The following is an 11,750-nucleotide window of genomic DNA, read 5'->3' as shown; positions in this document are numbered from 1 at the left end:
CTTAACTCAATAAAAACACGCATCTATGAAATTTCTACTAACAGCCATGTTGCTTTTTGGTGCTATGGTTACCTATGCACAGAACCCTATTGACGGTAACTGGAAAGGCACCCGCGAAACACCCAATGGCTCATTCGAACTTAACTACACTTTTAAAGTAGAGGGCGATTCTTTAACCGGAGTTTTAAAAACCCAGTTTGGTGAAATACCAATCGAAAACGGCAAAGTGGATGGAAAGAAATTTTCTTACAGCATCAGTTTTAACGACATGACCATCAACAATACAGGTGAGCTGGTTAGCGACGATGAAATTGTTACTAAAAATGAAAGGGGCGAAACAAAACTTACAAGGGTAAAGGAATAAACTTCGCGTTTATGCTCAGCAAATGGGATTCTTATCCGGTTAAGCAGGATAAGAATCCCATTTAATATTTAAGTATCGAAGGTGAAATTTCCGTGCCGGTAAGCAACCATATCCTGCTTAAATTCAGAAATCAATAACAGAAGCTTATGTATATTGCAGGTGAAAAATAATTGTAAAAAAGACAAATAAAATTATTTTTGCTTGCACAATGATTTATTGCTTGCGCAGTTCTGATAATGATTTTAATAAACAAAGTAATGGTGAAGTCAATTTTGCATAAAGCAGGTAAAACAAATACCTGGCTTTCGGCAGGAATATTTATTGTATTTTTTTGCCTTGCAGAAAATGCTCAGTCACAGCAAAGGCTATATCCCAACCAGTTTAATTTAAGTGAAGTGGTGTTGCTTGACGGGCCATTTAAGCATGCCCGCGACCTTAATATTCAAACGCTGTTAAAGTATAATGTTGACAGGTTATTGGCGCCTTATTTAAAAGAAGCTGGGTTGTCACCTAAAGATTCAAGTTATAAAAACTGGGAAGGGCTTGATGGCCATATAGGCGGGCATTATTTAACGGCCATGGCGATTAACGCAGCAACAGGAAATGCTGAATGCAAAGAACGCATGCTGTATATGATTGCCGAATTAAAAAAATGCCAGGAAGCCAACGCTAAAAACCATCCTTCCTGGGGTGTTGGTTATGTGGGTGGCGTGCCTGATAGTAAAGCAGTTTGGACTTCTGTACAAACCGGTGATATGAAAGCATTTCGTGCAGCATGGGTACCCTGGTATAATGTACATAAAATGTATGCGGGCTTAAGAGACGCATGGAACTATACCGGCAACGAAGAAGCTAAAGATATATTTATAAAGTTTTGCGACTGGGCCATCAATATCACTTCGGGTTTAAACGAAGAGCAAATGCAAAACATGCTCGATATTGAACATGGCGGTATGAATGAAGTGCTGGCAGATGCCTACCAGGCAACAGGCGATAAAAAATACCTCGCTGCTGCAGAAAGGTTCTCGCACAGGATGCTGCTCAATCCTATGAGTGAAGGGAAAGATAACCTTGATAATAAACATGCCAATACACAGGTGCCCAAAGCCATTGGCTTTGCAAGAATAGGAGAGCTAAGCGGTGATGATAAATATAAAAATGCAGGTAACTTTTTTTGGCAAACAGTAACGGACAACCGAACACTGGCTTTTGGCGGTAACAGCAGGCGCGAATTTTTTCCCAGCGCTGCAGCCAGCACCGATTTTATAAATGATATAGAAGGCCCTGAATCCTGCAACTCGAGCAACATGCTGAAGCTTACAGAAGATTTGTTTCGCACAAACCCTTCAGCCAAATATGCAGATTATTATGAGCGCACGATGTATAACCATATACTTTCAACACAAAATCCTGATAACGGCGGTTATGTGTATTTCACGCCGGTGCGCCCGAGAAGTTACCGTGTATATTCAGCGCCCAACGAAGCTATGTGGTGCTGTGTGGGAACAGGCATGGAAAATCATGGCAAGTACAATGAATTTATTTATACGCATCAGCATGATTCCTTGTTTGTAAACCTTTTTGTTGCTTCAGCATTAAACTGGAAAGAAAAAGGAATAGCGTTGAGGCAGGAAACGGCGTTTCCATACCAGGAACAAACAAAACTGGTGATAACAGAAAGCGCTTCGCCGTTTACATTAATGATACGTTATCCGTTTTGGGTAAAAGACGGCGCATTAAAAATTACAGTAAACGGAAAAGCTGTTTCAATAAATAATCATCCTTCATCATACATTGCTGTTGAACGTAAATGGAAGAAAGGCGATGTGGTTGAAATTACATTGCCCATGCATAATACAATTGAGCATTTGCCCAATGTGCCCAACTATATTGCTATTATGCACGGGCCTGTTTTATTAGGCGCTAAAACAGGTACAGAAGATTTGAAAGGATTGATAGCAGATGATAGCCGCTGGGGCCATATTGCCAGCGGCGAAAAATTACCTATAGATAAAGCGCCCATTATTATTGAAGATGATTTGAATAAACTTACCACTGAATTAGTTCCCGTAAAAGATAAGCCGCTCAACTTTACTATTCCTGCAGTAAAGCTGGAAAACCCTGTTGATGTTACACTACAGCCATTCTATCAAATTCACGATGCACGTTATATGATGTATTGGATGGCATTAAGCAACAACGGTTATAAATCTTATATCGATTCTTTATCAGCAATAGAAAAACAAAAAATAGAATTAGATAAACTCACCATAGATTTTGTGGCGCCCGGCGAGCAGCAGCCGGAAGTGGATCATGCCCTGCAAAGTGAAAAATCAAGAACCGGCAATAACCAGGACCAGATGTTCAGGCAGGCGTTTAACAATGGTTATTTCAGTTATAATATGGCAACTAATAATGAAACCGGTTTAAGTTTAATGATACGTTATTGGGGCGCAGAATGGGGTGATAATAAGTTTGATATTTATATAGATGATCAAAAATTAATTACAGAAGATAATAGTGGAAGATGGAACCAGTCGCAGTTTAAAGAAATCATTTATCGCATACCTGATAGTATGATAAAAAATAAAGATCATATACGTGTAAAATTCCAGGCATTGGAAGGCGCTAATGCAGGGCCGGTATATTATATAAGGTTATTAAGGCCACATTAAACAAACAATAATTTTTCAATTGCATTATATAAAACAGATCCAAAACATGAACCGTTTTACCAAACTTGCTTCTTTCAAAAAAATAATATTGCTTGCTGGTGTGGCCTGCAGCTGCGCTCTTGTGGCGCAAAGCCAAACGACAGGCGGCAAGAAGATAAGCACCGATTTGTTCGGCCTTTTTTTCGAAGACATTAATTATGCTGCCGACGGCGGTTTATATGCTGAAATGGTTCAAAACCGTTCGTTTGAATACAGCCCGGCAGAGCGCCGCGAATGGAACCCTTTTTCCTACTGGGAATATATTACGCCGGGTTATTCTTATGGAAAAATAAGCGTGGAAACCAATGAACCGGTGCATGCAAACAACCCGCATTATATGGTGCTTACGGCGGAGCATGTGGGGCATGAAGAAAGCTTTAAAGGCGATGCCGGCGTGGGCATAAAAAATCCAGGTTTTGAAGGTATGGTTGTAAAGGCCGGTGAAAAATATAACTTGTCATTCTTTGCCCGGCAACTTTCTGAAAAGGCTGTTACTTTAAAAATAAGCCTGCAAAAAAAGGATGGAAAAAATATTGCTGAAACCAATATTTCCACTGCGTCAAAAGATTGGAAAAAATATACAGCCACGCTTACTGCTTCGGAAACCTATGATACGGCGAGCCTTATTATACTGGCTGCAACAGAAGGCCAGCTTGCATTAGATGTAATTTCTCTCTTCCCCCAAAACACATTTAAAGGCCGTGCCAACGGGCTTCGTGCAGATTTAGCGCAGTTACTTGCTGATATGCACCCGGCTTTCATACGTTTTCCCGGCGGTTGCCTTACACATGGCGATGGCCTTGATAATATGTATCGCTGGAAAAATACCATTGGCCCGATAGAGCAGCGTGTGGAGCAAAGAAATATATGGGGCTATCATCAAACGGTGGGGCTTGGTTATTATGAATATTTCCAGTTTTGTGAAGACATCGGCGCCAAGCCATTGCCTGTTTTGCCTGCGGCTGTAAGCTGCCAGAATTCAGGCGGTACCTGGCGTGTGGGCGGAACGGGGCAAAAAGCATTGCCGATGGATGAAATGCAGGACTATATTCAGGAAGTATTAGATCTTATTGAATGGGCGAATGGGCCGGTTACATCTGAATGGGGCGCAAAGCGTGCTGCTGCCGGCCATCCGGCTTCTTTCAATCTTGAATATATAGGTATTGGTAATGAAGATAAGATAACGCCGGAGTTTGAATCAAGGTTTAAAATGATTTATGAAGCCGTAAAAGCAAAGCATCCTGAAATAACAGTTATAGGTACGGCAGGCCCTTTTCACAGTGGTGAAGATTGGGAAAAAGGATGGCAGTTTGCGCACCAGTTGCAGGTGCCTGTTGTGGATGAACATTATTACACCGATCCAAAATGGTTTATTTCCAATCAATACCGTTACGATAAATATAACCGTGATTCATCGGAAGTATATCTTGGTGAATATGCTTCATGGGGCAACAAACTCAGGAATGCCATTGCAGAAGCGGTTTACATGACATCGCTTGAACGCAATGGCGATGTGGTAAGAATGGCTTCTTATGCACCGTTGTTTGCAAAAGATAAGTTTACGCAGTGGACGACCGATATGATATTCTTCAATAACACTACGGCCTCGCTAACGCCAAATTATTACGTGCAGCAATTGTTTTCGGCTAACCGTGGCGATCTGTATTTCAGCAACGTGATTAAGAAAGATGCGAAAGATTCATCGCTGGCTGCTTCCTGTGTGCAGGACAGCAAAACGAGTGACATAATTTTAAAGCTCGTGAATTATGACAGCGCTGTTGCCAAAACCATGAAGGTTGATCTTTCCAGGTTTAAAAAAATGCAGCCTGCGGCAGAAAAAACCGTACTAACCGGCGATGCAAATGCGCAGAATACATTGCAGGAAAAAAACAATATAACACCAGTTACATCGGCATATAACATAAGTAAAACGTTCAATTATACAGCGCCGCCAATGAGCTTAACGGTAATAAGAATAAAAATGAAGTGAGGGCTTTTTCGTCAATCGTGAATGGTCAATCGTGAAAGTATAAATGCATGATGATGATAGAAATGCTTTGACACGGCATTGTTCAATAAAAAATACCTGATAATTTAATCAACAACCATGAAGAAACATTTAAACATATTCAACGGAATTTTACTTGCTTGCTGCATGCAAACTTTTGTATCAGCGCAAACATTAAAAGATGTTTATAAAGATGCTTTTTTAATGGGTACGGCAATTACACCCGCTATCACTTCAGGCAGCGATAAAGCCACGCAGGATATTGTGCTCAAACAGTTCAATGTAATTACGCCGGAGAATGTGATGAAAGCGGCGCTCATTAATCCAAAACCCGGCGTTTATAATTTTAGTCCCGCTGATGATTTTGTTGCTTTTGGCGAAAAACATCACCTGTTTATTGTTGGGCATACACTGGTATGGCATAACCAGTGCCCTGGCTGGTTTTTTACAAATGCAGAAGGAAAACCGAATACAAAAGAAGAACAAATAGAAAGGTTAAGAAGCCATATACAGGCTGTGGCGGGGCGGTATGCGGGGCGTGTAAATGCATGGGATGTGGTGAATGAAGTGATAGGTGATGATGGCAATTACCGCGAAAACACAGCCTGGGTGAAAGCCTTTGGCAATGGCGATACGCTGGTAAAATATGCTTTCAGATTTGCAGCGCAATATGCACCTAATACTGAATTATACTACAACGATTTTAATGCATGGCGGCCATCCAAACGAGATGGTATTGTGCGCATGATAAAGATGCTTCAACAGGAAGGCATCCGCATTGACGGGGTGGGCATGCAGGGCCATTGGGGTTTGAATTATCCGAAGACGGAATATATTGAACAGGCAATAGATGCCTACTATGCCTGCGGTGTAAAAGTGATGATAACAGAACTGGATGTGGATGTGTTGCCGCTAACCAAAGAAGGACAAATTATAGGGCAGGGAATGGCAGACAAGCAATTTCAACTGGAAGAGTTTAAGGCGTTTTTTGATCCTTATCAGAAAGGCTTGCCGGATAGCATGCAAACTGTGCTTGCCAATCGTTATGCAGAATTATTTTCCATTTTTTATAAACGCAGGGATAAGATTGCAAGGGTAACATTATGGGGCGTGCATGATGGCATGAGCTGGAAAAATGATTATCCTATCCCGGGCAGGACAAACTATACTTTGTTATGGCTGAGAAACCTTGAGCCAAAGCCTGCATTGCAGGCTGTGTTGAATGTGCCAATGTCTGAACCTTGATTTATAGGATTGTGAGATTGACAGGATGAATGCGCATAAAATCAATATTTAAATCATTTTGGGGGCGTTTTACAATGGAGCATTGATTATTGTGTATTGAATATTGAGTATTTGCTTTTGCTGTTAAAATGGTTTGGACTGTTATTGATAATTCCTTTGAATTAATTTTTTAATAAAATGTTGATGAAACGAAGATTAAAAATGGTTGCATTACCACTATTGTTTATGTTATTCTTCTTAAACATAACGCATGCGCAAAATGTGCATAGCGATAATGGCGACGGCACCTATACCAATCCGCTTATTTCTGCAGATTTTCCTGATCCGGATGTAATTCGCGTTGGCGATACTTATTATATGGTTACCACTACCATGTTTGTTTTTCCAGGCGTTACCATTTTAAAATCGCATGACCTCGTAAATTGGGAATATTGCAGCAATGCCTTGCCCCGCTTCGATTTCAGCAATTGTTACAACCTTGATACCTGCAGCCGTTACGGGCATGGCCAGTGGGCAACAAGCATAAAATATCATAACAATAAATTTTATCTTTTATTCATAACATTGAATGAAGGCGGCTTTATGTGCACGGCCGATAAAGCTGAAGGGCCCTGGCACATTACACACCTGCCGAAAGGTTTTTACGATCCCGGTTTATTTTTTGATGACAATGGCAAAGTATATGTAGCGCAGGGTTACAACAAAATTTCCATCACAGAAGTTAATGACAGCCTTGAAGCCATTGGCCCGGATTCACTTGTTTATACGGGCGATATTCGCAAAGGGCTTGAAGGAACGCACGTGTATAAAATAAACGGTTATTATTATTTGTATTGCACTTATGGTGGAAGAGATGGCATGCAGGTCGCTTTGCGTTCAAAAAATATTTATGGCCCTTATGAACAAAAGCTGCTCATTTACGATACAACAAAAGGTATTAATTATGGCATTCACCAGGGCGCATTAATTGAAACACAAACCGGTGAATGGTGGACGATATTGTTTGTTGACAGCGGCCCTTTTGGGCGCTTTCCTTCATTGCAACCCGTAACCTGGAAAGATGGCTGGCCGATGATTGGCGTGAATGGTAAAGCGGTAACAACTTATAGAAAACCTAACGTTGGTAAAAAATATTCCATTAAAAATTTTGCTACATCCGATGAATTTGATGATAAAAAATTAGGCATGCAGTGGGGCTGGAACCACAACCCTGATGATGCAAAATGGTCGCTCATGGAAAGGCCCGGTTATTTGAGATTGAAAACATCGGGCATAACGCAAACGTTCACGATGGCGCGTAACACGCTAACGCAAAGGCCATTTGCTAAACATGATCAAACCAAACCCACTATTGCAACAACAAAAATGGATGTGGGCAAAATGAAAGATGGCGACATAGCAGGCCTTGCGGTTTTCCAGGACCCTTATGCTTATATCGGCGTTAAGCAAAATGGCAGCAGCCAATATATAATTATGGTGAATAATGGCAAAACAATTGAGTCGGCAGCGGTTAGCGCTTCAACAATTTACTTCCGCACCATAGCTTCCAACGCCACTTCGCTGGCAACATTTGAATACAGTACGGATAATAAAACGTTCAAGCCTTTTGGCAATGCATTAGCGATGAAGTTCAACCTGAAAATTTTCACCGGCAATAAATTCTGTTTGTTTAATTACGCCACTAAAATGCCTGGCGGTTATGTTGATGTGGATTGGCTAAGGGTGGAGTAGGGGGTTGAATAGTTGATAGCTTGATTAGTGAAACCGGCCTGGCTTTAGTTAAAATTGTTTTTATTAAATACTATTTCTGGCAACTAAAATCCAAATCCCTATCTTGCGGTTTATAATTCATAATAATGGCTGAATTAAAAAAACAAACATCACCACAACCTCAGCAGGTAAAAGCCGCGAAAGCCACGGATGCACCGGCATTATTCAATAAAGAAAATTATAAATGGATGCTCATCGGCGGCATCATTATTATACTTGGAATGGTGCTGATGAGCGGTGGAAAAAACACAGATCCCAATACATTCGATTATAAAGTTGTGTACAGCACAACGAGAGTTACAATAGCACCCATACTTATTGTGCTTGGCTTGCTGGTGGAGATTTACGCAATCTTTCGTAAGCCTGTTCAAACTGCAAAGGCATAAAGCGCTGTAAAGCGCTTTTCTTTTTTTATCCTGATTAATATAATAATCACCAAAACAGGCTATGACAATTTTCCAGGCTATTATTATTGCTATAATTGAAGGCTTAACCGAATTTCTTCCTATATCGAGCACGGCGCACATGCGTTTTGCCAACCCTTTTCTTGGCATACAACCGTCGCCCTTCGTTGATATGTTTGAAGTGGTTATTCAGTTTGCGGCCATACTTTCAGTTGTTGTAATTTTCTATAAAAAATTCTTCGATTTCAAACGCACTACTTTTTATCTCAAGCTCATCATTGCTGTAATTCCGGCGCTCATTGTTGGCGCTATTTTAAAGGATTATATTGATACCGCGCTGGATAACCTGATCTTCATTTCCTGCGTTATGATTGGTGGCGGTATATTGCTGCTGTTTATTGATAAACTCTTCAAGCGCAATAATATTGATGATGAAAGGGAAATATCATTGCCCAAAGCATTTGCAATTGGTTGTTTTCAATGCCTTGCCATTTTGTTGCCAGGCTTAAGCCGCAGCGCTGCAACTATTGTAGGCGGCATGCAGCAAAAATTAACCCGCACACTCGCTGCTGAGTTTTCATTTTTTCTTGCCGTTCCAACCATGTTTGCCGCTTCGGTAAAAAGTTTCTGGGATGTATATAAAGATCATCCCGATACTTTGGTTAGCAGCAATATAAGTGTGCTTGTAATTGGCGCCGTGGTGTCTTTTATCGTGGCTTTAATTGCTGTAAAATCTTTTATTGGCTACCTGCAAAAGCATGGGTTTAAAGCATTTGGTGTTTACCGTATTATTTTAGGTGTTGTTATTCTCGTGCTTGCATTGAAAGGGATGCTGTAAAACCCATCTTTTATTTGAAGCAGCCCGGATAAATTAAATCAAAATTGCCTACCTACTAATAGGTAAGTATATTTGCCGTTTCAAAAATGGATACCAGGATTGAAATAGTAAAAATTGCAGATGCGCTTATTCGTGAAAAAGGATACAACGCATTTAGCTTTACCGATATTGCCAGGCAGCTTAATATTAAGAATGCATCTGTTCATTATCATTTTCCTACTAAAACAGACCTTGGCATAGCCATCATTCATCAACATCAGCAGCAGTTATCCGCAATTATTAAAAATAACCAGGATAGCGATTGCATGAAAAAAATGAATGCTTTTTTTTCAATATATACCATTGCTAAAAGTGAAAATAAAATATGTCTTGTGGGCTCTTTGGCCACTGATCTATATACAGTAGAACCGGAAATTCAGGATGAACTTAAAAAACTGGTTAAACATATACTTGGGTGGGTAACTGCAATTTTGGAGGAAGGCCGTGCAAAAAAAGTTTTTTACTTTGATATTGATGCCCGAACCAAGGCCTTAATGATAGTAACCAATATGCTGGCCGCAGTACAACTTACAAGACTAACAACTAAGAAGGACTTTGAGAAAATTAAACAAACAATTATTAACGACTTAACTAATAATAAATGAAAAGGGTTGTTGTAACAGGAATGGGCGCATTAACGCCAATTGGTAATAATCTTAATGATTTTTGGAAATCATTGATAAATGGTGAGAATGGCGCTGGGCCGATAACAAAATTTGATACAACGAAGTTCAAAACGAAGTTTGCCTGCGAGCTTAAAAATTTTGATCCACTGCATTTTATTAATAAAGCGGAGGCGCGCAAATATGACCCGTTTACCCAATATGCAATTATCGCAGCAGATGAAGCAATTGCCAATGCCCGCGTAAATTTTGATGAGCTCAACAGGAACCGCATTGGTGTTATATGGGGGTCAGGTAATGGCGGTGTAACTACTTATGATCAACAGCTAACTGAATTTGTGCTTGGAGATGGAACACCAAGGTTTAGCCCTTTTCTCATTCCTAAAATGATAGTAGATATTGCATCAGGCGTTATTTCAATTAAACATGGTTTAAGAGGAATAAACTTTGCTACTGTTTCAGCCTGTGCTACTTCCAATACTGCCATTATTGATGCGTTTAATTATATAAAATGGGGCAAAGCCGATATGATTATTACAGGTGGTTCTGAAGCGCCCATAACCCAAAGCGCAGTAGGCGGCTTTATGTCGGCAAAAGCGCTTTCAACATTGAATGATAATCCGCAACTGGCATCGAGGCCTTTTGATATAAACAGGGACGGTTTTGTAATGGGAGAAGGCGCAGCCGCAATTATACTGGAAGACCTGGAACATGCAAAAAAGCGCGGCGCCACTATTATTGCTGAAGTATCAGGCGGTGGCATGGCTGCCGATGCTTATCATTTAACGGGAACGCATCCTGACGGTGAAGGCGCTTATTTAGGCATGCTTGCTGCACTGGAAGATGCAAATATTCAACCGGCAGACATAGGTTATTTAAGTGCACATGCTACGTCAACGCAGCAAGGCGATCTTAGCGAACTTAAAGCCGCTGAAAGAATTTTCGGCAAAGCAAATAATTTAAATATCAGCGCTACAAAATCAATGACAGGGCACCTTTTAGGTGCAGCAGGCGCTATTGAAGCCATAGCCTGCATTAAAGCTGTTCAGGAAAACATAATTCCGCCAACGATTAATTCAACAGATATAGAACCTGAGTTTAAAGATATATTTGATTTCACGCTGCATAAGGCGCAACAAAAAGAAGTGCATTACGCCATGAATAATACATTCGGTTTTGGCGGGCATATTGCCACAACAATTTTTAAAAAATATATTGATTGATTATTGAACCGGCGTGGCCTGGCTGGCTGTTATTAACCATGCACCATTCTTTCTTTCAAGCACATCGGTGAAATAGCTTTTTAATGAGTAAGGGCCGCCTGAAGCATCTTTACCTGTTTCTGTTTGCATCCCGGTTACAATGGCAATATTCCCTTTAATTTTTACCTGCATATCAGACAGCGTAAGCCCGTTGATTGGCTGTGCCCGGTGCTGCAGTTGCTGTTTGGTAATTAACTGGCCGGACGGCGTAATGATAGTGGCATCATCCGTGAAAATAGCCAGGAGTGTTGGAATGCTATGCTTACTGAAGGCATCTGCCACATTTCGTTCAACAGCGAGAACATTGGCTTTATCATCGTTTTGGCTGAATGCAGCGTTTACAGTTGCAGCCATCAGCATTATACATATTATACGTTTTATCATAGCTAAATCTTTAATAAATGATGCAGTAAAAACTTTAAATGTGCTTAACAATTATTAAGCCGTTTGAACAGTATGGATGATAAAATATTTAAAAGGTTT

10 protein-coding genes are annotated in these 11,750 nt (G+C 40.5%); 9 read left to right on the top strand and 1 reads right to left on the bottom strand.

Going from position 1 to position 11,750, the window contains the following annotated elements; translation table 11 throughout:
• Positions 1-25 precede the first annotated feature (25 nt).
• The 9 genes from BM015_RS00290 (at position 26) to fabF (ending at position 11,228) form a co-directional block, all read left to right on the top strand.
• Entirely contained in the window at positions 26-364 is a 339-nt protein-coding gene (locus BM015_RS00290) for a hypothetical protein (protein WP_090653421.1), read from the top strand.
• 257 nt (positions 365-621) lie between these two features.
• Positions 622-3,039, top strand: a complete 2,418-nt coding sequence (locus BM015_RS00285; RefSeq protein WP_218148409.1) for a glycoside hydrolase family 127 protein — start codon at positions 622-624, stop codon at positions 3,037-3,039.
• A 46-nt stretch (positions 3,040-3,085) separates the two neighbouring features.
• Entirely contained in the window at positions 3,086-5,068 is a 1,983-nt protein-coding gene (locus BM015_RS00280) for an alpha-L-arabinofuranosidase C-terminal domain-containing protein (protein ID WP_090653419.1), read from the top strand.
• Positions 5,069-5,185: 117 nt separating this feature from the next.
• Positions 5,186-6,331: an endo-1,4-beta-xylanase gene (locus BM015_RS00275; RefSeq protein WP_090653418.1), complete on the top strand. Its 1,146-nt coding sequence runs from the start codon at positions 5,186-5,188 to the stop codon at positions 6,329-6,331.
• 183 nt (positions 6,332-6,514) lie between these two features.
• Positions 6,515-8,062 carry a glycoside hydrolase family 43 protein gene (locus tag BM015_RS00270; RefSeq protein ID WP_177191763.1) on the top strand — a complete coding sequence of 516 codons (1,548 nt, stop codon included), beginning with the start codon at positions 6,515-6,517 and terminating at the stop codon, positions 8,060-8,062.
• Between the two features lie 125 nt (positions 8,063-8,187).
• The gene (locus BM015_RS00265) at positions 8,188-8,487 is read left to right on the top strand and encodes a DUF3098 domain-containing protein (protein ID WP_090653416.1); all 300 of its coding nucleotides are present in this window, start codon (positions 8,188-8,190) and stop codon (positions 8,485-8,487) included.
• 61 nt (positions 8,488-8,548) lie between these two features.
• Entirely contained in the window at positions 8,549-9,343 is a 795-nt protein-coding gene (locus tag BM015_RS00260) for an undecaprenyl-diphosphate phosphatase (RefSeq protein WP_090653415.1), read from the top strand.
• Positions 9,344-9,429: 86 nt separating this feature from the next.
• Positions 9,430-9,987, top strand: a complete 558-nt coding sequence (locus tag BM015_RS00255; protein WP_090653414.1) for a TetR/AcrR family transcriptional regulator — start codon at positions 9,430-9,432, stop codon at positions 9,985-9,987.
• Positions 9,984-11,228 (top strand): beta-ketoacyl-ACP synthase II, encoded by a 1,245-nt coding sequence (gene fabF, locus BM015_RS00250; protein WP_090653413.1) that lies wholly within the window; start codon positions 9,984-9,986, stop codon positions 11,226-11,228. The genes BM015_RS00255 and fabF overlap by 4 nt, the downstream gene beginning before the upstream one ends.
• On the opposite strand, the gene BM015_RS00245 is transcribed toward fabF, so the two are convergent.
• The gene (locus BM015_RS00245) at positions 11,229-11,651 is read right to left on the bottom strand and encodes a YybH family protein (RefSeq protein ID WP_143075710.1); all 423 of its coding nucleotides are present in this window, start codon (positions 11,649-11,651) and stop codon (positions 11,229-11,231) included.
• Between the last annotated feature and the right edge of the window lie 99 nt (positions 11,652-11,750).

It is taken from the genome of Parafilimonas terrae, from assembly GCF_900115755.1.
GTDB classification, from domain to species: Bacteria; Bacteroidota; Bacteroidia; order Chitinophagales; family Chitinophagaceae; genus Parafilimonas; species Parafilimonas terrae.
The sequence above is the reverse complement of the archived record's forward strand: the minus strand, read 5'-3'. Positions and strand labels throughout refer to the sequence as shown.

Coding starts and splice junctions, on each gene's coding strand:
- BM015_RS00290 (WP_090653421.1), top strand. CDS start 26: ATGAAATTTCTACTAACAGCCATGTTGCTTTTTGGTGCTATGGTTACC.
- BM015_RS00270 (WP_177191763.1), top strand. CDS start 6,515: ATGAAACGAAGATTAAAAATGGTTGCATTACCACTATTGTTTATGTTA.
- BM015_RS00245 (WP_143075710.1), bottom strand. CDS start 11,651: ATGATAAAACGTATAATATGTATAATGCTGATGGCTGCAACTGTAAAC.
- BM015_RS00265 (WP_090653416.1), top strand. CDS start 8,188: ATGGCTGAATTAAAAAAACAAACATCACCACAACCTCAGCAGGTAAAA.
- BM015_RS00280 (WP_090653419.1), top strand. CDS start 3,086: ATGAACCGTTTTACCAAACTTGCTTCTTTCAAAAAAATAATATTGCTT.
- BM015_RS00275 (WP_090653418.1), top strand. CDS start 5,186: ATGAAGAAACATTTAAACATATTCAACGGAATTTTACTTGCTTGCTGC.
- BM015_RS00285 (WP_218148409.1), top strand. CDS start 622: ATGGTGAAGTCAATTTTGCATAAAGCAGGTAAAACAAATACCTGGCTT.
- fabF (WP_090653413.1), top strand. CDS start 9,984: ATGAAAAGGGTTGTTGTAACAGGAATGGGCGCATTAACGCCAATTGGT.
- BM015_RS00260 (WP_090653415.1), top strand. CDS start 8,549: ATGACAATTTTCCAGGCTATTATTATTGCTATAATTGAAGGCTTAACC.
- BM015_RS00255 (WP_090653414.1), top strand. CDS start 9,430: ATGGATACCAGGATTGAAATAGTAAAAATTGCAGATGCGCTTATTCGT.